The 20,023-nt window shown below is 61.6% G+C and carries 20 protein-coding genes; 15 read left to right on the top strand and 5 right to left on the bottom strand.

Annotated elements, in window-relative coordinates; translation table 11 throughout:
• Position 1: 1 nt before the first annotated feature.
• The 9 genes from thiE to lnt all read left to right on the top strand — a co-directional run bounded on the left by thiE (position 2) and on the right by lnt (position 8,862).
• On the top strand, positions 2-643 hold the full coding sequence (thiE, locus tag ALTERO38_RS01760) for a thiamine phosphate synthase (protein WP_159967057.1): 642 nt from the start codon (positions 2-4) through the stop codon (positions 641-643).
• A 60-nt stretch (positions 644-703) separates the two neighbouring features.
• Entirely contained in the window at positions 704-1,987 is a 1,284-nt protein-coding gene (hemL, locus tag ALTERO38_RS01755; protein WP_159967056.1) for a glutamate-1-semialdehyde 2,1-aminomutase, read from the top strand.
• Positions 1,984-2,622, top strand: coding sequence for a hypothetical protein (locus ALTERO38_RS01750; RefSeq protein WP_159967055.1), 639 nt, complete (start codon positions 1,984-1,986; stop codon positions 2,620-2,622). Before hemL ends, ALTERO38_RS01750 begins: the two co-directional genes overlap by 4 nt.
• A 124-nt stretch (positions 2,623-2,746) precedes the next feature.
• Positions 2,747-3,271: a tetratricopeptide repeat protein gene (locus ALTERO38_RS01745; RefSeq protein ID WP_102837459.1), complete on the top strand. Its 525-nt coding sequence runs from the start codon at positions 2,747-2,749 to the stop codon at positions 3,269-3,271.
• A gap of 156 nt (positions 3,272-3,427) precedes the next feature.
• Positions 3,428-4,774, top strand: coding sequence for a tRNA (N6-isopentenyl adenosine(37)-C2)-methylthiotransferase MiaB (miaB, locus tag ALTERO38_RS01740; protein ID WP_148925305.1), 1,347 nt, complete (start codon positions 3,428-3,430; stop codon positions 4,772-4,774).
• Between the two features lie 134 nt (positions 4,775-4,908).
• Positions 4,909-5,916, top strand: a complete 1,008-nt coding sequence (locus ALTERO38_RS01735) for a PhoH family protein (protein WP_159967054.1) — start codon at positions 4,909-4,911, stop codon at positions 5,914-5,916.
• Positions 5,909-6,376, top strand: a complete 468-nt coding sequence (gene ybeY, locus ALTERO38_RS01730) for an rRNA maturation RNase YbeY (RefSeq protein ID WP_159967053.1) — start codon at positions 5,909-5,911, stop codon at positions 6,374-6,376. The genes ALTERO38_RS01735 and ybeY overlap by 8 nt, the downstream gene beginning before the upstream one ends.
• A 40-nt stretch (positions 6,377-6,416) precedes the next feature.
• Complete coding sequence (locus ALTERO38_RS01725) at positions 6,417-7,265, top strand: HlyC/CorC family transporter (RefSeq protein WP_102837463.1); 849 nt, start codon at positions 6,417-6,419, stop codon at positions 7,263-7,265.
• 85 nt (positions 7,266-7,350) lie between these two features.
• Complete coding sequence (gene lnt, locus ALTERO38_RS01720; RefSeq protein ID WP_159967052.1) at positions 7,351-8,862, top strand: apolipoprotein N-acyltransferase; 1,512 nt, start codon at positions 7,351-7,353, stop codon at positions 8,860-8,862.
• A 33-nt stretch (positions 8,863-8,895) separates the two neighbouring features.
• Here lnt and ALTERO38_RS01715 read toward each other — a convergent pair whose 3' ends face one another.
• Both ALTERO38_RS01715 and ALTERO38_RS01710 read right to left on the bottom strand, forming a co-directional pair.
• Entirely contained in the window at positions 8,896-9,669 is a 774-nt protein-coding gene (locus tag ALTERO38_RS01715) for a YdcF family protein (protein WP_159967051.1), read from the bottom strand.
• A gap of 72 nt (positions 9,670-9,741) precedes the next feature.
• Positions 9,742-10,194, bottom strand: coding sequence for a hypothetical protein (locus tag ALTERO38_RS01710; protein ID WP_178114563.1), 453 nt, complete (start codon positions 10,192-10,194; stop codon positions 9,742-9,744).
• Between the two features lie 250 nt (positions 10,195-10,444).
• On the opposite strand from ALTERO38_RS01710, the gene leuS reads away from it, so the two are divergent.
• The 6 genes from leuS (at position 10,445) to lipA (ending at position 17,669) form a co-directional block, all read left to right on the top strand.
• Positions 10,445-13,051 carry a leucine--tRNA ligase gene (leuS, locus tag ALTERO38_RS01705; RefSeq protein ID WP_159969613.1) on the top strand — a complete coding sequence of 869 codons (2,607 nt, stop codon included), beginning with the start codon at positions 10,445-10,447 and terminating at the stop codon, positions 13,049-13,051.
• A 43-nt stretch (positions 13,052-13,094) separates the two neighbouring features.
• Positions 13,095-13,700: an LPS assembly lipoprotein LptE gene (gene lptE / locus ALTERO38_RS01700; RefSeq protein ID WP_159967050.1), complete on the top strand. Its 606-nt coding sequence runs from the start codon at positions 13,095-13,097 to the stop codon at positions 13,698-13,700.
• A gap of 40 nt (positions 13,701-13,740) precedes the next feature.
• Positions 13,741-14,769, top strand: a complete 1,029-nt coding sequence (gene holA / locus ALTERO38_RS01695) for a DNA polymerase III subunit delta (protein WP_159967049.1) — start codon at positions 13,741-13,743, stop codon at positions 14,767-14,769.
• A 150-nt stretch (positions 14,770-14,919) separates the two neighbouring features.
• Positions 14,920-15,078 (top strand): alternative ribosome rescue factor ArfA, encoded by a 159-nt coding sequence (gene arfA, locus ALTERO38_RS01690; protein ID WP_102837468.1) that lies wholly within the window; start codon positions 14,920-14,922, stop codon positions 15,076-15,078.
• A gap of 60 nt (positions 15,079-15,138) precedes the next feature.
• Entirely contained in the window at positions 15,139-16,440 is a 1,302-nt protein-coding gene (locus ALTERO38_RS01685) for a lytic murein transglycosylase (protein WP_159967048.1), read from the top strand.
• A gap of 176 nt (positions 16,441-16,616) precedes the next feature.
• Positions 16,617-17,669 (top strand): lipoyl synthase, encoded by a 1,053-nt coding sequence (gene lipA, locus ALTERO38_RS01680; RefSeq protein WP_102837470.1) that lies wholly within the window; start codon positions 16,617-16,619, stop codon positions 17,667-17,669.
• Positions 17,670-17,765: 96 nt separating this feature from the next.
• On the opposite strand, the gene lipB is transcribed toward lipA, so the two are convergent.
• From lipB to ALTERO38_RS01665, 3 genes are all read right to left on the bottom strand, one after another.
• Positions 17,766-18,422 (bottom strand): lipoyl(octanoyl) transferase LipB, encoded by a 657-nt coding sequence (gene lipB / locus ALTERO38_RS01675; RefSeq protein WP_102837561.1) that lies wholly within the window; start codon positions 18,420-18,422, stop codon positions 17,766-17,768.
• 62 nt (positions 18,423-18,484) lie between these two features.
• Entirely contained in the window at positions 18,485-18,769 is a 285-nt protein-coding gene (locus ALTERO38_RS01670) for a DUF493 domain-containing protein (protein ID WP_159967047.1), read from the bottom strand.
• 62 nt (positions 18,770-18,831) lie between these two features.
• Positions 18,832-19,989, bottom strand: coding sequence for a D-alanyl-D-alanine carboxypeptidase family protein (locus ALTERO38_RS01665; RefSeq protein ID WP_159967046.1), 1,158 nt, complete (start codon positions 19,987-19,989; stop codon positions 18,832-18,834).
• Positions 19,990-20,023 lie beyond the last annotated feature (34 nt).

Below are 20,023 nucleotides of genomic sequence, written 5' to 3'. Positions count from 1 at the left end.
GATGAAGGACAACACGAAGCTGCGCGGCCTGTACGCTATCACCGACAGTAAGCTGCTCGGCGAAGGGCGCCTGCTGCCCTACGCCGAAGCCGCCGTAAAAGGCGGCGCTCGCCTGCTGCAATACCGCGACAAATCCCATGACGATGCGCGCCGCCTGCGCGAAGCCGAAGCGCTACGAGAAATCTGCGATCGTCACGGGACCCAGCTGATCATCAATGATGACGCCGAGCTTGCTGCACGATTGGGCGTAGGCCTGCACCTCGGCCAGGAAGACGGCTCGCTGTCGGTAGCCCGCGCCCTGCTCGGACGTAAAGCCATCATTGGCGGAACCTGCCATGCGCGTCTGGATCTGGCTGAACAGGCGATCCGTGAGGGGGCCAGCTACATCGCTTTCGGCCGGTTCTTCGACTCCAACACCAAACCAGGCGCGCCCGCCGCGACGCCTGATTTGCTGACAGAGGCGCATCAGCGCTTCAACGTGCCGATCGCTGCGATCGGCGGCGTGACGCTCGACAATGCGCCGGGGCTGATCGCCCAGGGCGCCAGTCTGATCGCCGTTGTCCACGCCCTGTTCGCTGCCGATACGGCCAGCGAAGTCGAGCGCCGCGCGCGGGCTTTCAGCGAGCTATTCGCCACTAATTGAACACTGCACGGCGCCTATCGCCGTGCTTATCAACCCTTTTCCTGTATCGAGAGAGGCCCCATGTCCCGTTCCGAAACCCTCTTTGCAAGTGCTCAGAACCGAATTCCAGGCGGCGTGAACTCGCCGGTACGCGCCTTCCGCAGCGTTGGCGGTACACCGTTGTTCTTCAAGCATGCCGAAGGCGCCTACGTGACCGACGAAGATGACAAGCGCTACGTCGATTACGTCGGTTCCTGGGGCCCAATGATCCTCGGCCACGGCCATCCTGAGGTACTCGACGCGGTCCGCAATCAGCTGCAACACGGTCTGTCCTACGGCGCACCGACGGCGATGGAAACCGAAATGGCTGAGCTGGTCTGCAGCCTGGTGCCGTCCATGGAAATGATGCGCATGGTCAGCTCGGGCACCGAGGCAACCATGAGCGCGATCCGCCTGGCCCGCGGCTATACCGGACGTGACAGCATTATCAAGTTCGAGGGCTGCTATCACGGCCACTCCGACAGCCTGCTGGTCAAGGCCGGTTCCGGCGCCCTGACCCAGGGCGTTCCCAGCTCTGCAGGCGTACCGGCAGCATTCGCCAAGCACACCCTGACACTGCCCTTCAACGACCTGGCAGCCGTCGAGCAAATGCTCGCCGAGGTGGGCAACGAAGTGGCGTGCATCATCGTCGAGCCGGTTGCCGGCAACATGAATTGCGTACCGCCAGCGCCCGGCTACCTACAGGGGCTGCGCGAGCAGTGCGACAAGCACGGCATAGTGCTTATCTTCGATGAAGTGATGACCGGCTTTCGCGTCGCCCTCGGCGGAGCTCAGGCTCACTACGGCGTCACCCCGGACCTGACCACCTTCGGCAAGATCATCGGCGGCGGCATGCCGGTCGGCTGCTTCGGCGGCAAGCGCGCCATCATGGAACGCATTGCTCCGCTCGGCCCCGTCTACCAGGCCGGCACCCTGTCGGGTAATCCACTGGCGATGGCGGCAGGACTGACGACACTGAAGCTGATCAACCGCCCTGGGTTTCATGAAGAACTCACCGCCTACACCACACGCATGCTGCAGGGGCTGAAAGAGCGGGCCGAAACTGCCGGCATTCCTTTCGTCACCACCCAGGTTGGCGGCATGTTCGGCCTGTATTTCAGCCAAGCGGACGCCATCGTTACCTTCGACGACGTGATGGCCAGCGACGCCGAACGTTTCAAGCGCTTCTTCCACCTGATGCTCGAGGGTGGCGTGTACCTGGCGCCCAGCGCCTTCGAAGCCGGCTTCACCTCCATCGCCCATGGCGACAAGGAACTGCAGATCACCTTCGATGCGGCCGAACGCGCCTTCGCTCAGCTGAAATGAGCCTGGTGCCTGACCTGCTACAAGCCGTGCTTTTGATGCTGACGGGGCTGGCGAGCGCCATCTGGATCGGCAGCGCCCGGCGAGGCTACGGCGAGCCGGATCAACCGGCTCTGTTCTCCGCGTTGCTAGCGTTCAGTCTGGCTGCTGGAACGGGCGCATGCGCGACGGCACGTTTGGCGCTCGGTGCCGATACGCTCGAGGCAGAACGCTGGCTGCTGCAGGCAACGCTGCTGCTCGGCCTGCCGCTCGTCGGCGTAGTCGCGCTCACGCTGTCGCGCAGATGGATCTGGAGCCGCCCCACCTGGGGTCGGGTGGTCATCGGATTGTGTGCGTTTTTCGAGCTGGCCAGGCAGTTGGGCTGGAGCGCGCCATACGCACTGTCGCTGGGCCTGCTGAGTGCTCTGCTGGTCGTTTATGCGGGGTTGCTGCAGTGGCCAGTGCGCCTGCAGACCGCAGCAGGGTTGACTGGAGGTGCTTTGCTCATGGCACTGCTGCCGTGGGGTGGGCTGCTGCTCAACTCCAATCCGCTGCAGGCCTATCAGCAGCTGTGGCTGGCACTGGCCATTCCGATCATCGCCTGGCTATTGCTTCATCTGCCCGGCAACTTGCGCGAAGAAAGCCCTGCCCCCACATAAAAAAGCCGAGTGCCTGCCGTTAAAGCCTTTGTAAGCAGGGCACTGGTTATCCATAATGTGACAGTCGGCTCGTTTCACGCCGGACTTTTCAGTCACCGCCCTGATCTTCGAGGCGCCTTGATTCATGACTTGCACCGGCCGCAGCCTCGCTCTTGGCTGCCTGCTGCTACTCACACCCCTGCTGGGCATGGCGGGCGGCAACTCGCTGCTGATTCCCGCCACTTCCCGCTGCGCGCTGAACACCGTCCCGGAAGCGATGAACGAAGCGCTGCGTGCGTGCGAGCACGCCGCCAGCCAGGGCGACCTGCAGGCAGCCTATGAGCTCGGTGACTATTACTACAACGGTCGGCGCGCGCCACGTGATCTGGCCAAAGCGCTTCACTGGTTCGAGCAGGCGTCGCTGAAGGGCCACGCGCTGGCCCAGCACCGACTCGGTGTCATGTTCTTTCGCGGTGAAGGGGTGCCAGCCAACAACGTCCAGGCTTACGTGGTATTGAAGATGTCGGCGGTCAACGGCGAAGAAGAGGCGCTGGATACCGCTGACCGCGTCTCGGCGCAGATGGGCCGCGAAGAGCACGAAATCGCGACCCAGGTCCTTGGACAGATATTTCGTGACTATCTGATGGAATTGCAGACGGCAGGCGAGTAACACTCGGCAAGCCATACCCTTGCGTCCTACCGCCTCGCGCCGTCGTATCTGCTGCTTTCGCTTGAGCTCGTCGCCTGCCGCAGTGCTTTCACTTTTATCGCCCACGCCCTCGCCGTATAATCGCCGGTCATTTTTTGCACAACGCCGGCCCGAGACATGACCCGCAAGCTCTATATCGAAACCCACGGCTGCCAAATGAACGAGTACGACAGCTCGCGCATGGTGGACCTGCTGGGTGAGCAGCAGCCCTTGGAGATCACCGCGAACCCGGCGGAAGCCGACGTGATCCTGCTCAACACCTGCTCGATTCGCGAAAAGGCACAGGAGAAAGTGTTCTCCCAGCTGGGTCGCTGGCGGGAGCTCAAGCTTGAAAATCCGCAGCTGGTGATCGGTGTTGGGGGTTGCGTCGCCAGCCAGGAAGGCGCGGCAATCCGTGACCGCGCGCCCTATGTCGACGTGGTGTTTGGCCCACAGACCCTGCACCGATTACCAGAAATGATCGATGCTGCGCGCACCACAAAAAAGCCTCAGGTAGACATTTCGTTTCCCGAAATCGAGAAATTCGACCGTTTGCCGGAGCCACGCGTCGATGGCCCAACCGCGTTTGTTTCGGTCATGGAAGGCTGCAGCAAGTACTGCACTTTCTGCGTCGTGCCGTACACTCGCGGCGAAGAAGTCAGCCGGCCGTTCGACGATGTGCTCGCCGAAGTCATCCATCTGGCTGAAAACGGCGTTCGGGAAGTCACCTTGCTCGGGCAGAACGTCAACGGTTACCGCGGCGCTACCCATGACGGCCGCACCGCCGACCTAGCCGAGCTGATTCGCGTGGTCGCGGCAGTCGATGGCATCGACCGGATCCGCTACACCACCAGTCATCCGCTGGAGTTCTCCGACGCGCTGATTCAGGCGCACGCCGAAGTGCCAGAACTGGTGAAGTATCTGCACCTACCGGTTCAATCGGGTTCAGATCGCGTGCTAGCCGGAATGAAGCGCAACCACACAGCGCTCGAATACAAGTCGCGGATCCGCAAGCTCAAGGCCGCCGTGCCGGATATCCTGATCAGCTCTGACTTCATCGTCGGCTTCCCCGGCGAAACCGAGAAGGACTTCGAACAGACCATGAAGCTGATCGAAGACGTTGGCTTCGACTTTTCCTACTCCTTCGTCTACAGCTCGCGGCCCGGCACGCCGGCGGCGGATTTGGTGGACGAAACACCGGAAGAGGTGAAGAAGCAACGACTGGCGATCCTGCAACAACGGATCAACCAGCAAGGCTTCGAGAACAGCCGAAAGATGGCCGGTACGCAGCAGCGCATTCTCGTCACCGATTACTCCAAGAAAGACCCGGGCATGCTACAGGGCCGTACCGAGCACAATCGGATCGTCAATTTCCGTTGCGACAACCCCCGACTGATCGGCCAGTTCGTTGATGTGTTCATTGACGATGCGCTGCCGCACTCGTTGCGTGGCACGCTGCTAGAGTCAGTGAGTCGCACGGCATAACTGAACCGCAGCTGATAACGAAGGCATCGGCTGCGTTTTCGCCACGGGTCGCGACGACCGGTGCGCGCTGCTTTTTTTCTCGCGCGGCGCTATTCTCACCCAACCTATTTGCAAAGCAGGTCACTTAAAAGCCCTTGAACGCCCCCATAGAACCTCATCGTTTCACCCTCGAACCCTTTGAAGCCAACCGCTTCGCCAATCTCTGCGGCCAGTTCGACGAGCATCTGCGCCTCATTGAGCAGCGCCTCGATCTGGAAATCCGCAACCGCGGCAATCAGTTCGAGTTGGTCGCCCCCCCCGATGTGGCCCAAGCGGCAGAGCACCTCCTGCGACGCCTGTACCGCGAGACCAAGAGCATTGAGCTCTCGCCGGACACGGTTCACCTGTTCCTGCAGGAATCGGCAATGGAAGAGCTGAACAACTCATCCACGACCCCGAACATTTCGTTGCGCACCCGCAAGGGCAATATCCGTCCACGCGGCGTCAATCAGCAACGTTACGTGCAGTCGATCCTCGACAACGACATCAACTTCGGCATCGGCCCAGCCGGTACGGGCAAGACTTATCTGGCGGTGGCCTGCGCGGTCGACGCGCTGGAGCGCGAGCAGATTCGTCGCATCCTGCTGGTACGCCCGGCAGTCGAAGCGGGTGAGAAGCTCGGCTTCCTCCCCGGCGATCTGGCTCAGAAGATCGATCCTTACCTGCGCCCCTTGTACGACGCACTTTACGAGATGCTCGGCTTCGAGCAGGTCGCCAGGCTCATCGAGAAACAGGTTATTGAAATTGCCCCGCTGGCCTACATGCGTGGGCGCACGCTGAACAACAGCTTCATCATCCTCGACGAAAGCCAGAACACCACGCTCGAACAGATGAAAATGTTTCTGACCCGGATCGGCTTCGGCTCCACAGCTGTGATTACCGGCGATATCACCCAGGTCGACCTGCCTCGCGGCACCAAGAGCGGCCTGGCCCACGTGATCGAAGTCCTGAAGGACGTCAACGGCATCAGCTTCACGCACTTCAAGCCGAAGGACGTCGTGCGTCACCCGCTGGTGCAGCGCATCGTCGAGGCATACGAGGCCTTCGAGGGCAATCAGGCACAGGCCGGCAAGCGCATGTCACAGGACAGCCAAGGTGATTGAGCTCGACCTGCAGATTGCAACTGACGGTACCGTTCCGGACGAAGCCGCCCTGCACCGCTGGTGCGAGCTGGCGCTACGCCAGCGCAAGGGCGACTCCGAGCTGACCATCCGCCTGGTTGATGAAGCCGAAGGGCGCGAACTCAATCGCACCTGGCGGCAGAAGGATTACGCCACCAACGTGCTGTCCTTCCCGGCTGATGTGCCTGACGGACCGGACGGCATTCCGCTTCTGGATATCCCGCTGCTTGGCGATCTGGTGATTTGCGTGCCAGTGGTCGAGCGCGAGGCCTCCGAGCAGGGCAAACCGCCGCAGGCGCACTGGGCGCATCTGGTAATACATGGCTGTCTGCATCTGCTGGGCTACGATCACATCGAAGACGACGAGGCAGAGGAGATGGAAAGCCTCGAGCGTCAATTGCTGGCCGAATTGGGTCATGCTGACCCCTATGCCGACGAATAGCCCGCGAACGGGCAACTGCAAGGACCATTGAGTCAAAGACATGAGCGAAGACCGATCGAGCAACGGGCAAAAGTCCTGGTTTGGGAAAATCAGCCAGGCTTTTGCCCATGAGCCGAAAAACCGTGAGGAGCTGCTGGAAGTATTGCGCGGCGCCCACCAGAACAAACTGCTCGACAACGAAGCCCTGGCGATTGTCGAGGGCGCCATTCAAGTCGCCGACCTGCAAGTGCGAGACATCATGGTGCCGCGCTCGCAGGTGATGAGCATCAGGGCCGACCAGTCGCCAAAGGAGTTTCTCCCAGCGATCATTTCCGCAGCGCACTCGCGCTATCCGGTAGTCGGTGACAGCCTCGACGAAGTCATTGGCGTGTTGCTGGCCAAGGACTTGCTGCCGCTGATCCTGCAGGGCGATCAGCAGAGTTTCGACATCAAGGACCTGCTGCGCCCCGCCACCTTCGTGCCCGAGTCCAAACGCCTCAACGTGCTGCTGCGCGAGTTCCGCGCCAACCACAGCCATATGGCGATCGTCATCGATGAATATGGCGGCGTAGCCGGGCTGGTTACCATCGAGGACGTGCTCGAACAGATCGTTGGCGACATCGAAGACGAGCATGACATCGAAGAAGACAGCTACATCCGACCGCTGCCGAGCGGGGATTTTCTGGTCAAGGCGCTGACGCCCATCGACAGCTTCAACGAGTTCTTCCAAAGCGAGTTCCCCGACGAAGAATTCGACACCGTCGCAGGCCTTGTGATGAGCACTTTCGGTCACCTGCCCAAGCGTAACGAGGTGACAGAGATAGATGGCTTCCGTTTCCGCGTGCTGAATGCCGACAGTCGCCGCGTGCACATGCTGCGCCTGACCCGTACCGAAGTCGAAAACCGCTAGCGCTGCTGCGCTGACTTATGAGCTCGTTTTAGCATTCACCCGCCGCACGCCGTTCGCGCTCGCGGCGGCTATCCAAGGAACATCCATGCGTTGGATTACCCGCCCCGGCTGGCTCGGCAACCTGCTGGCGCTCGCCGCCGGCGCCCTGACCACCCTGTCTCTCGCTCCGTTCGATATCTGGCCGCTGGCCTTGGTATCGATGGGTGTGATTTATCTGGGCCTGCGCGAGCTGACGCCCAAACAGGCGGCTGGCCGCGGCTGGTGCTATGGCTTCGGCCTGTTCGCCTCGGGCGTCAGCTGGGTTTACGTCAGCATTCACGACTTTGGCTCGGCGCCGCCGGTGCTGGCCGGCGCGTTGACACTGGGCTTCGTGGCCGGTTTGGCACTGTTCTTCATGCTGCTGGGCTGGGTTTGGGCCCGCTGGTTACGGCAGACGGCGGCGCCACTGCTCAACGCCCTGCTGTTCGCCGCACTTTGGCTCGCCCTGGACGCCCTGCGCGGCTGGGTACTGACAGGTTTCCCCTGGCTTTACGCCGGTTACAGCCAACTGGGTGGACCCTTGGCCGGGCTCGCGCCGGTCGGCGGCGTCTGGCTGCTGACCTTTGCGCTCGCGCTGACTGCCACGCTGCTTGTCGAGCTGCCGCAACTCCTTCGCCACAAGGCATCGCTGAGTGGCGCCCTGATACTGCTGGTCGCCTTCTGGGGCGGCGCACTGGCCTTCGGCAAACACGCCTGGACCTCCGCAAAAGCCGAACCGATTACCGTCGCCGCACTGCAGGGCAATGTTGCGCAAAGCATCAAGTGGGACCCGAAAAAGCTCGAGATGCAGCTGCTGCTCTACCGCGACATGACCTTCCGCAGCAAGCCCGCGGACCTCATAGTGTGGCCAGAAACGGCGGTGCCCATTCTCAAGGAGCACGCTGAAGGCTACCTGACGATGATGAGCCGCTTCGCCCAGGACCGGCAGTCAGCCCTGATCACCGGCGTCCCGGTACGCCAGCCCAACGCCGACGGGGAGCTGCGCTACTACAACGGCCTGACCACGGCAGGCGACGCGCAAGGTACCTACCTGAAGCAGAAGCTGGTGCCGTTCGGTGAATACGTGCCGCTGCAAGATCTGTTGCGTGGCCTCATCGCCTTTTTCGATCTACCCATGTCGGACTTCGCCCGCGGTTCACCCGAGCAACCACTGCTGCAGGCGAAGGGATTCCAGATCGCCCCGTTCATTTGCTACGAAGTCGTCTATCCCGAGTTTGCCGCCGGCCTCGCGGCGCAGAGCGACATCCTGCTCACGGTCAGCAACGACGCTTGGTTCGGCCACTCCATCGGCCCGCTGCAGCATCTGCAGATGGCCCAGATGCGAGCGCTAGAGGCAGGCCGCTGGATGATTCGTGCCACCAATAACGGCGTTACGGTGCTGATCGACCCGCACGGCGGCATCGTCGAGCAAATCCCGGCTTTTCAAGAAGCGGTGCTATACGGCGAGGTCACGCCCATGCAGGGATTAACGCCTTATCTGCAATGGCGCTCCTGGCCCTTGATCACCATCTGTGCGCTGCTGCTCGGCTGGGGCCTGGTACGACGTCGGCGAGGCTGATATTCATCGCGCCCGCCGGCGTCCAACGTGCCTCTACTCAGAGGCGCCGTCATAAAGCAGCGGGTAGACCAGCATGCCAACTGCTTCGTTGAGCAGCATGCCGTTCTGCCAGACGGCCTTCGCCTCGGGCAGCCAGCCGCCAAAGGGTCGCCCGTTGGGGACACCCATGAATCCTACCGGGGCAGTGATCACTTCCAGCCCGACCTCCTCAAAGCACCAGCGCGACCGCGGCATGTGCGACGCGGACGTCACCAGCACGATGCGTTTGATTCCCGCAGCCTTGAGCATTTCCGCGCTATAGCGCGCATTCTCCCAGGTGGTCCGGCTGCGCTCCTCGAGCCACTGCGTCGACGTAGCGAAGTCGCGTTCCAGCGCCTCGGCCGCCAACTGCGCTTCGCTCGGTGGCTCGCCAAAGTGCAGCCCACCGCTCGCCAGGAGCGGCAAACCCGACGCCTTCGCCAACCGCGAGGCATAACGCAGCCGCTCGAGGGCGATATGGCTGGGCTGATCGGAACCCCAGGCAGGGTCTGCCTGTTCTCGACCCGCGCCCAGCACGACAATCGCCTGCGCACGTTTCCCAAGCTCATCCCACTGCGACCGATTCAGCGCCACTTCACTTTCGATCGCTCGCGCTGCCCACTCAACAGTCACCGGCAGGCTCATCAGCCACAACCCGCCGAACCCCAGCATGAAACAGAACGCTGCCAGCCGTGGTGAGCGACGCCGCAGCCACCAGGCCGCGAGCAATAACAACAGCAGCCCACCGGGCGGCAGCAGTAACTGTTTGAAGAAATAGCGTATTGGCATGTGCAGCTCCGGTCGATCGGCCGCTGCCACTTTACCTGCCGAGGCGCCCGCTTGTCGGCAGCACGGACGCCGTCAGTGCTTTGGGTAGGTATGCAACCGTTGCCGAGCACGAAGCAACTGCGAACCGCAAGCCGAGCAAGCGACCGCGCCGGCGCCCTCTGGCCAATGCACGCTGGTGCCACAGAGCGCGCAGACCATTGATTGCCGCAGCGCAGGCGGGCTCTGCTTGCAGTGCTTGCTCGAGTGCTGCCGCAACACATTGCGCAACGCTGGCCGGGTCGCCTGACGGTCCAGCTGCGCCTGCTCTTCGGCAGCGGCGTGCCAACCGGACAACCACTGCGAATCCTGCTGCAGGTAGGCACGGATTAGGTCGAACTCCGCAGGGGTCAACCCGCCGACCTCCAATTCGGCCGTAGCACCAGTCTCATCACCCGTTCTTCGTTCGGCTTCTTCCAAGGCCAGTGTCAGCCGCTGCAGCACGCGTCCGTACAGATTGCCCTCATCCGCCTGGCGTTCTTTACCCATGATTCACCTCGTGTTCATCCCGCCCCTGTACAAGCGTAGTTCAGACTCGAACATCCACCTCGCGCGCGACAAACGGGGCGCTCAGCGCTGGCAAATCGGGTTTCCCTCGGTTGCAAAGGGTCATGTATGCTACGGCGCTTCTATGCGTTCGTATCCAACCCGTTGCGCCGCCGTGTCAGGCCTAGAGCCAGCCATGCGACAGCCCGAGCTGGCATGCGAACAGCCAGCCCCCTTTCCAACGCCAGTAGCCATGCACGAACAGTATCAGCCCCGCGAAATCGAAGCCGCCGCGCAGTCCCACTGGGACTCGCAGAAATCCTTTGAAGTAAGCGAACAGCCAGGCAAGGACACTTTCTATTGCCTGTCGATGTTCCCCTACCCCAGCGGCAAGCTGCACATGGGGCATGTGCGCAATTACACCATTGGCGATGTGATTGCCCGCTACCAGCGCATGCAGGGCAAGAACGTTCTACAGCCCATGGGCTGGGACGCGTTCGGCATGCCGGCGGAAAACGCGGCCATGAAGAACAAGGTCGCGCCGGCCAAATGGACCTACGAAAACATCGACTACATGCGCACCCAGCTGAAAAGCCTGGGGCTGGCCGTCGACTGGACGCGCGAAGTCACCACCTGCAAGCCTGACTACTATCGTTGGGAGCAGTGGTTGTTCACCCGCCTGTATGAAAAGGGCGTGATCTATCGCAAGAACGGTACCGTCAACTGGGACCCGGTCGATCAAACTGTGCTGGCTAACGAGCAGGTCATCGACGGTCGCGGCTGGCGTTCCGGCGCGCTGATCGAAAAGCGCGAAATCCCGATGTACTACTTCAAGATCACCGCCTATGCGGATGAGCTGCTGGAGAGCCTGGACGAACTGGACGGCTGGCCGGAACAGGTCAAGACCATGCAGCGCAACTGGATCGGCAAGTCGCGCGGGATGGAGATCAGCTTCCCTTACGACGTCGCCAGCATCGGCAGCGAAGGTGTGATGAAGGTATTCACCACACGCCCCGATACGCTGATGGGTGCGACCTACGTTGCCGTTGCCGCTGAACATCCGCTGGCCACCCTTGCAGCTCAAAACGATCCAGAACTGCAAGCGTTCATCGATGAATGCAAGCGTGGCGGCGTTGCCGAAGCCGACATTGCGACACAGGAAAAGAAAGGTCTCGCCACGTCGTTGCGTGTTGAACACCCATTGACTGGCGAACTGCTGCCGGTCTGGGTCGCCAACTACGTGCTGATGAATTATGGCGAAGGCGCGGTAATGGCCGTACCCGCCCACGACGAGCGCGACTTTGCCTTCGCCACTAAATACGATCTGCCAATCAAGCCTGTTGTACGCACCAGCGCCGGTGACCAGACGCCCGCGCCCTGGAACGATGCCTACAGTGAACATGGCGAGCTGATCAACTCCGCCGAGTTCGACGGCCTGGACTTCGACGGCGCCTTCGATGCCATGGAAGTTGCCTTGCAGCGCAAAGGCCTCGGCCAGGCCCGCACCCAGTTCCGCCTGCGCGATTGGGGCATCAGCCGCCAGCGCTACTGGGGCTGCCCGATCCCGATCATCCACTGCCAGAGCTGCGGCGATGTACCGGTACCCGAAGACCAGCTGCCGGTCGTGCTGCCAGAAGACGTCGTACCGGATGGTGCCGGCTCACCGCTGGCGCGCATGCCAGCGTTCTATGACTGCAGCTGTCCCAAGTGCGGCGCCGCAGCCAAGCGCGAAACCGACACCATGGACACCTTTGTCGAGTCGTCCTGGTACTTCGCTCGCTATGCCTCGCCGCATTATGACAAGGGCATGGTCGATCCGGCCGCAGCCAACCACTGGCTGCCAGTCGATCAGTACATCGGCGGTATCGAGCACGCGATCCTGCATCTGCTCTATGCGCGCTTCTTCCACAAGCTGATGCGTGACGAGGGGCTGGTCAGCTCCAACGAGCCGTTCAAGAACCTGCTCACGCAGGGCATGGTCATCGCGGACACCTACTACCGCACCCTGGAAAATGGCGGCAAGGACTGGTTCAACCCGGCCGACGTCATCGTCGAGCGCGATGCCAAGGCCAAAGTGATTGGCGCCAAACTCGCCAGTGATGGCCTGCCGGTGGAAATCGGCGGTACCGAGAAGATGTCCAAGTCGAAGAACAATGGTGTCGACCCGCAGGCGATGATCGACAGCTACGGCGCCGATACCTGCCGCCTGTTCATGATGTTCGCCTCGCCGCCGGACATGAGCCTGGAGTGGTCCGATTCCGGCGTCGAGGGTGCCAGTCGCTTCCTGCGCCGCGTCTGGCGCCTGGCACACGCCCACGTCAGCGCGGGTGCCGTTGCGCGACTGGATATCTCCAACCTCGGTGATGAGCAAAAGGCCGTACGCCGCGCGATTCACCTGGCGATCAAGCAGGCCAGTCAAGATGTCGGCCAGCACCACAAATTCAACACCGCCATTGCCCAGGTGATGACGCTGATGAACGTGCTAGAGAAGGCAGCCACGGGTACCGAGCAGGACCGCGCGCTGCTTCAAGAAGGCCTCGAAACCGTTGCGCTGCTGCTGGCTCCAATTACGCCGCATATCTGTCATGAGCTCTGGCAACAGCTAGGTCACAGCGGCTCGATCATCGATGCACAATGGCCGACGGTCGACGAGACTGCCCTGGTTCAGGACAGCCTGACACTGGTGGTCCAGGTCAACGGCAAGTTGCGCGGACAGATCGAAGTGTCCGCGAGCGCCACTCGTGAAGAGGTCGAGGCCACGGCCCGCGCCAACGAGAACGTTGTGCGCTTCACTGAAGGTCTGACGATCCGCAAGGTCATCGTGGTACCGGGCAAGCTGGTCAATATCGTCGCTAACTGATTCGTCTTGGCGCGTGCGCTAAGGCTGGCAAGGGGAAAACAACATGATCAAACGCAATCTGGTGGTGGTTGGCCTGGCCCTGCTGTTGAGCGCCTGCGGCTTCCAGCTGCGGGGAACGGGCGATACCAACTTCGCGCTCGATGAAGTCAATCTGCAAGCCCGCAACAGCTACGGCGAAACCGTGCAGCAGCTTGAAGAGTTACTCAAGGACAGCGGCGTCAGGGTTTATCCGGGTGCTCGCTACACCCTTGATCTGGTGCGTGAGCAGACCCGTCAACGCACCGCCAGCTATACGACCGCAGCACGCACTGCCGAGTACGAACTGACCCAGAGTCTCGACTACGAGATCCGCGGCCCGCAGAACACAGTGCTGCTGGAAGACCAGGTCGAAGTATCCAAGGTGTATGTCCATGACAGCAGCAACCTGATCAGTTCGGATCAGGAAGCCAGCCAGCTGCGTCGGGAAATGCGCCGCGAACTCCTGCAGCAGCTGGGCATGCGCCTACGCAACATCACGCCGGCACAGCTCGACCAGCTGCAGCAGACCGCGGAAGCGAAGAAGCGCGCCGAAGCCGAGGCGATAGAGGCACAGATGCGCGAGCAGTCTGCACAACCGTTGCAGTCGCCCGTCGAACTGCCGCTGCAATGAAGACCGGGGAGCCTGCTGACGCAGGCTCTCGATCCTTCCGATGAAGTTACCTCCCGCCCAGCTTGCCAAGCACCTGCAAGGCCCCCTAGCGCCGGTCTATGTGGTCAGTGGCGACGAGCACCTGCTCTGCCAGGAAGCCAGCGACGCCATCCGTGCGGCCTGCCGCCAACAAGACTTCAGCGAGCGCCAGGTACTCAACGTCGAAACCGGTTTCGACTGGGGCCAGCTCATCGAAGCCGGGGCCAGCCTCTCCCTATTTGCGGAAAGGCGCTTGCTGGAGCTGCGCATCCCCAACGGCAAACCCGGCGACAAGGGCGCCGCGGCGCTGATCGACTACCTTGCACGACCTGCCGAAGACACCGTGCTGCTGATCAGCCTGCCCAAGCTCGACGGCAACACCCAAAAGACCAAATGGGCCAAGGCGCTGATCGATGGCAAACAGGTGCTGTTCCTGCAGATCTGGCCGGTCGATGCGCAACAGCTGCCGCAGTGGATTCGACAGCGCCTGGCACAGGCCGGTCTCGCCGCAGACCAGGAAGCCGTAGAACTGATCGCAGCCCGCGTCGAGGGCAATCTGTTGGCCGCTGCGCAGGAAATCGAAAGGTTAAAACTGCTAGCCGAGGGCGGCCAGGTAACCACCGAAACCGTGCAGGCTGCCGTGGCTGACAGCGCCCGCTACGACGTCTTTGGGCTGATTGATGCCGCGCTGCTTGGTCAGCCGGAGCACATTCTGCAGATGCTGGCTGGCTTGCGCGCCGAAGGGGTCGAGGCGCCGGTGATTCTCTGGGCCGTCGCGCGCGAAGTCCGCCAGCTCGCCAATATTGCCCATCAGTACGCTCAGGGCGTACCGCTAGACCGTGCGTTCAGCCAGGCTCGACCACCGGTATGGGATAAGCGCAAACCTCTGGTCAGCAAAGCGCTTCAACGTCACGATGCAGCGGGCTGGCAACGCCTGCTGATAGGCGCGCAACAGATTGACGAACAGATCAAGGGCCAGGCCGAAGGCGATCCCTGGATCGGATTGACTGATCTGTGCCTACAGCTGTGTGGACGTCAGATCCGGTTGTAGCGCGAGGCGAAGCAGTGCTGGCATCGGCCGCCTGATTCTCGCGAGTTGAATCAGCGCTCCAGGCTTGCCAGCCCTCGGCAGGTGCTGGACATTTTTTGTACAACCCCTATGATGCCCTCGCCTGATCATGAGCAAGCAAGAGGGTACGTGATGAGCAAGCAACGAAAGCGGCCGAACAAGGCCAAAAGCCTGGCAGCGCAACCTCTGTTCCGCTGTCGCCAGGAACAGCCGAAAAAAGGCAAAGGCAGCTACCGCCGCGAAGCCTCCCAGTCCACCAACTGGGAGGCTTCGGTCCTTCTGGCGGCTTGAAAAGCCAAGCCCTTCAAAGCGTGATAATGTCATCTGCCGATGACCTGCCGAGAGTGGTGCATGCTTTACACCTTCGTCCCCGTCCTGCTGCTGCGAACTCTGATTGCCGGATCAGCCCTGAGCATAATGGTTGCCTGTGCCGCAGAGCCGGCCGCACCAACCGAGGTGGCCGCGACTAGCCAGCCGGCTCAGAGCACTGCCGAATCCAACGTGGTGCCACCCGAAGCCGAGCCTGCTCAACTGAGCTTCGCTGAATGGCGCGACGCTTTTCGCAGCGAGGCCCTTCAGGCGGGTGTCTCGGCGCAGGTTTTCGACCGCGCCTTTGCAGGTGTCACGCCTGACCCGAGCATCATCATTGCGGATCGCAGCCAGCCAGAATTCAGTCGTCCGGTCTGGCAATATCTGGACGGCGCGCTATCAAAACAGCGGGTCGAGCGCGGCCAGCGCCTGCTAACCCAACATCAAGCGACGCTGGACGACATTGAGGCGCGCTATGGTGTGGACCGGAACACGCTGGTGGCCATCTGGGGCCTGGAAAGCAGCTACGGACAGATCATGGGCGACAAGAGCGTTATTCGCTCGCTCGCAACTTTGGCACACGAGGGGCGACGTCCGGGCTTTGCCAAAAGCCAGTTGCTGGCTGCGCTGGAAATCCTCGAGCATGGCGACGTGAGTGCCGATCAGCTACGGGGTTCCTGGGCCGGCGCAATGGGACAGACCCAGTTCATTCCAACCACCTACAACACTCATGCCGTGGATTTCGATGGCGACGGCAGCCGTAACATCTGGAGCAGCTCTGCCGATGCGCTGGCTTCGGCCGCGCACTACCTGCAGGCGTCTGGCTGGAACGCCGGGCAACGGTGGGGCTTCGAGGTCAAGCTACCGGACGGGTTCGAGTATGCGCAGGCTGACAACGCTATCCGCAAAACGGTAGCCGCCTGGCGCCAGCTCGGATTGACCGGACTACCGAGCGGCACTGATATGGATGAGGCAACAGCTACGCTGTTGCTCCCCGCTGGCTATCGCGGACCGGCGTTCCTGGTGCTGGATAATTTCCGGGCCATTCTGCGCTACAACAACTCGTCATCCTATGCGCTGGCGATCGGGCTGCTGTCCGAGCGCTTCAACGGTGCCGGCCGGGTGCGTGCAAGCTGGCCAAAAGGTGAGCAGCCACTGAGCCGCTCCGAGCGCGTCGAATTGCAGGAGCGCCTGACGATGCATGGTTTTGACCCAGGCACACCGGACGGCATCATTGGCGCCAATACCCGCAGTGCTATCCGTGGCTTTCAGCAACTGTTGGGCTGGCCCGCCGATGGCCATCCGACGCAGGAATTGCTGGGACGGCTCCGCGCGGAACCTTAGCGCACATGGCCCGTTTAATCGGCCATCATTTGCCTCAAACCGCCCTCTTCACTGGCAGCTCATGTAGCAACCGCACGGCTCGCCTGACGCGACTGAACGGTCAGTGCCTGTGATAAACTGCGCGGCGGCCACAAGCCGCCTCGTCCACGGAGCCTCTAGCGGAGCCCAGAAAGCCGATGTCCGACACGTCCCAACCCAAGGCCATTGCCAGCGGCGAAAAATTCCGCACCACCCAGGGCATCACCGCAATCAAGGACGGCCAAAAGCGTCGCGCCTCAAGCGAGCCTCAGGTCTTCGAACCCAAACCCAAATGGCTGCGGGTCAAGGCACCAAGCGGTAGCCGCTTCGAAGCGGTCAAGCGCAATGTCGGCGAACACCGTCTGAGCACCGTATGCCAGGAATCCCACTGCCCGAATATGGGCGAATGCTGGTCCAACGGTACTGCCACCATCATGCTGATGGGCTCGGTGTGCACCCGCGCGTGCCGCTTCTGCGCGGTAGACACCGGCAATCCCAACGGCTGGCTGGATCAGGAAGAGCCACAGAACACTGCCAAGTCGGTGGAGCTGATGGCACTGCGCTATATCGTGCTGACCTCAGTGGACCGCGACGATCTGGATGACGGCGGCGCCGCACACTACGCCGCCTGTGTCCGCGCGATCAAGGAGCGCACGCCACAGGTGGTCGTGGAGGCCCTGACGCCCGACTTTGACGGCGACCTGCAAGCTATTGAACGCGTGGCGGACTCAGGCCTTGAAGTGTTCGCGCAGAATGTCGAGACAGTCGAACGCCTGACCCATGAAGTACGCGACCCCCGTGCAGGCTACGAGAAGACCCTGCGCGTGCTGGAGCACGCCAAGCGCCATCGCCCCGAGATGCTGACCAAGACCAGCCTGATGCTGGGCTTGGGCGAAACCGACGAGGAAGTGTTGCAGACAATGGATGATCTGCGCGCCATTGGTGTGGACATCCTTACCCTTGGCCAGTACCTGCAGCCAACTCGTAACCACCTGCCGGTCAAACGCTGGGTCAGTCCGGAAGAATTCAACCGCTTCCGCGATATCGGTCTGGCGAAGGGCTTTATGGAAGTAGCCGCCGGCCCACTGGTGCGCTCCAGCTACAGAGCCGACCGGGTCTTCGAGAAGAACAACCTGGGCCTGGCCGCCCCGGTGCCGGTACCCGGTCAGCCATTCGACAGCAGCCTGATACCAACCCTCAATCTGAACTGATCGAACCGGACACCGCCTGCTCCTGGCAACGCGCCTGGGCAGGCGGCGTCCTATCCGCCAAACCTTGGGCACTGGAAAAGCTGGCAGTCGCCCTACCTAGCTTATTGCTACGCCTGTCAGGGTTTGCTGCTGCGCGTAGCCGAGGTGCTTGACCAGCTGTTCGCGCATACGGGCACTGACCTCGGCAAAGGCTATTGGCCCAGCGACCAGATCCGCCAACTGTGTCATGCGCATGCCGGCATAACCGCATGGGTTGATGCGCCCGAAGGGCTCGAGGTCCATGTCCACATTGAGCGCCAGACCATGGAACGAGCGGCCGTTACGGATGCGCAGGCCGAGAGAGGCGATCTTGGCGCCATTAACGTACACGCCAGGCGCATCGGGCTTGGCCAAGGCGTCTACACCGTAGCTGGCAAGCAGATCAATCAAGCTAAGCTCGATCCGGCTGACCAGCTCGCGCACACCAAAGCCCAGCCGCCTGACATCCAACATCAAATAGCACACCAGCTGCCCAGGACCATGGTAGGTCACCTGACCGCCCCGATCGGCCTGAACTACAGGAATATCGCCTGGTAACAGCAAGTGCTCCGGCTTGCCAGCCTGCCCCTGAGTAAACACCCGCGGATGCTGTAGCAACCAGATCTCGTCAAGGGTGTCCGGCAGCCGTTCGTTGGTAAAGCGCTGCATGGCTTGCCAGGCGATCGGATAGTCCACCAGGCCGAGCTCGCGCACCACCAACGAGGGGCCACTCATCGTTGAGGCATCCTCTACCACAGAGCTAGCACCCAAGACCGGATTGGCGGGCTCGCCGCTCATCACAGCACCATGTGCACGCGCCCGGTAGCGCGCAGATCGACATGGATCGCCTGCAGCTGATCGACGCTGGTGGCGGTGATCAAGACCTGCACGGACAGAAACCGTCCGTTGCGACTGTCTCGAGTCACCAGAGTGGTTTCGTCAAAATCCGGCGCATGCCGACGGATCACCTCGACCACCGTGTCGCTGAAGCCCTCCCCCGCATCTCCAATTACTTTGATCGGATAACGCTCGCAGGGAAATTCGATTTTTGGCGGCTGTGTTTCACTTTTACTTACAGTCATGGCAACGGACTCATGATCCGCAAAGGGCGCGCCCGACGGGTAGCCTGGGCGCGCTCAAGAGGTCAGTTGAAGAGATTGAAGAAGAACAGCTGAATGCTATCCCACAGACGACTGAACAGCCCACCTTCTTCCACGGTCTGCAGTGCAATCAGATCGGTGCTTTGCACCACCTGTCCATCGAGACTGACCTCAACCTTGCCAACCACATCACCCTGCTGGATTGGCGCCGTGAGTTCGGGATTAAAGGTCAGGCCGGCCTGCAGCTTGTCCATCTGCCCGCGCGGCAGGGTCATGGTCAGATCACTGGCAAGCCCGGCGCTCACCTGGTTCTGCTGGCCCTTCCAGACACGGGACGTCGCTAGCTCAACGCCTTTCTGATAGAAGGTCCGGGTCTCGAAGAAGCGGAAGCCATAGGTAAGCAGCTTCTGCGTCTCGGCGGCACGCGCCTGCTCGCTATTGGTGCCGAAGACAGCGGTGATCAGACGCATGTCATCACGCACTGCAGAAGCTACCAAGCAGTAGCCAGCCTCTTCAGTGTGGCCAGTCTTAAGGCCGTCGACGGTTTTGTCACGCCACAGTAGAAGGTTGCGGTTCGGCTGCTTGATGTTGTTCCAGAAGAACTCCTTTTGCGCATAGATGCCGTAGTGCGCGGGATCCTCATGGATGATCGCGCGAGCCAGCTTGGCCATGTCGGCAGCGGACGAATAATGCTCTGGATGAGGCAGCCCGGTGGCATTCATGAAGTGCGTATTGCTCATGCCCAACCGCTGCGCTGTGCTGTTCATGAGGTCGGCGAAGGCCTCTTCGCTACCGGCGATATGCTCAGCCATTGCCACGCTGGCGTCATTACCGGACTGGATAATGATGCCGTGCAGCAGATCGTCCACCGAAACCTGCGTATTGACCTGAATGAACATCCGCGAGCCGCCAGTGCGCCAGGCTTTTTCGCTGACGGTCACCATGTCGCTTTCGGAGATCTGACCCTTCTTGATTTCCAGGGTGGCGATGTAAGCCGTCATCAGCTTGGTCAGGCTGGCGGGCGGCAGGCGCTCATCACCGGCATTCTCGACCAGAACCTTGCCGCTGGCGGCGTCCATCAGGACGTAGGATTTGGCCGCCAGCTGTGGCGGTGACGGAATGATCGGCTCGGCCCAGGCGGTGGGCGCTACGGCCAGCACGGTTAGGAGGAACAGCCGGTGCACGAAGGTGGTGATAGTCATTGCGCTCTCAGAAAGGTGGTGTGGCAAAAACGGT

It is taken from the genome of Pseudomonas sp. 9Ag, assembly GCF_902506445.1.
GTDB lineage: Bacteria > Pseudomonadota > Gammaproteobacteria > Pseudomonadales > Pseudomonadaceae > Stutzerimonas > Stutzerimonas stutzeri_AB.
The sequence above is the reverse complement of the archived record's forward strand: the minus strand, read 5'-3'. Positions and strand labels throughout refer to the sequence as shown.

Bases quoted from the DNA above. Each gene is read 5' to 3' on its own strand.
- thiE (WP_159967057.1), top strand. From the start codon at position 2: ATGAAGGACAACACGAAGCTGCGCGGCCTGTACGCTATCACCGACAGT.
- hemL (WP_159967056.1), top strand. From the start codon at position 704: ATGTCCCGTTCCGAAACCCTCTTTGCAAGTGCTCAGAACCGAATTCCA.
- ALTERO38_RS01750 (WP_159967055.1), top strand. From the start codon at position 1,984: ATGAGCCTGGTGCCTGACCTGCTACAAGCCGTGCTTTTGATGCTGACG.
- ALTERO38_RS01745 (WP_102837459.1), top strand. From the start codon at position 2,747: ATGACTTGCACCGGCCGCAGCCTCGCTCTTGGCTGCCTGCTGCTACTC.
- miaB (WP_148925305.1), top strand. From the start codon at position 3,428: ATGACCCGCAAGCTCTATATCGAAACCCACGGCTGCCAAATGAACGAG.
- ALTERO38_RS01725 (WP_102837463.1), top strand. From the start codon at position 6,417: ATGAGCGAAGACCGATCGAGCAACGGGCAAAAGTCCTGGTTTGGGAAA.
- lnt (WP_159967052.1), top strand. From the start codon at position 7,351: ATGCGTTGGATTACCCGCCCCGGCTGGCTCGGCAACCTGCTGGCGCTC.
- ALTERO38_RS01715 (WP_159967051.1), bottom strand. From the start codon at position 9,669: ATGCCAATACGCTATTTCTTCAAACAGTTACTGCTGCCGCCCGGTGGG.
- ALTERO38_RS01710 (WP_178114563.1), bottom strand. From the start codon at position 10,194: ATGGGTAAAGAACGCCAGGCGGATGAGGGCAATCTGTACGGACGCGTG.
- leuS (WP_159969613.1), top strand. From the start codon at position 10,445: ATGCACGAACAGTATCAGCCCCGCGAAATCGAAGCCGCCGCGCAGTCC.
- lptE (WP_159967050.1), top strand. From the start codon at position 13,095: ATGATCAAACGCAATCTGGTGGTGGTTGGCCTGGCCCTGCTGTTGAGC.
- holA (WP_159967049.1), top strand. From the start codon at position 13,741: ATGAAGTTACCTCCCGCCCAGCTTGCCAAGCACCTGCAAGGCCCCCTA.
- arfA (WP_102837468.1), top strand. From the start codon at position 14,920: ATGAGCAAGCAACGAAAGCGGCCGAACAAGGCCAAAAGCCTGGCAGCG.
- ALTERO38_RS01685 (WP_159967048.1), top strand. From the start codon at position 15,139: ATGCTTTACACCTTCGTCCCCGTCCTGCTGCTGCGAACTCTGATTGCC.
- lipA (WP_102837470.1), top strand. From the start codon at position 16,617: ATGTCCGACACGTCCCAACCCAAGGCCATTGCCAGCGGCGAAAAATTC.
- lipB (WP_102837561.1), bottom strand. From the start codon at position 18,422: ATGAGTGGCCCCTCGTTGGTGGTGCGCGAGCTCGGCCTGGTGGACTAT.
- ALTERO38_RS01670 (WP_159967047.1), bottom strand. From the start codon at position 18,769: ATGACTGTAAGTAAAAGTGAAACACAGCCGCCAAAAATCGAATTTCCC.
- ALTERO38_RS01665 (WP_159967046.1), bottom strand. From the start codon at position 19,989: ATGACTATCACCACCTTCGTGCACCGGCTGTTCCTCCTAACCGTGCTG.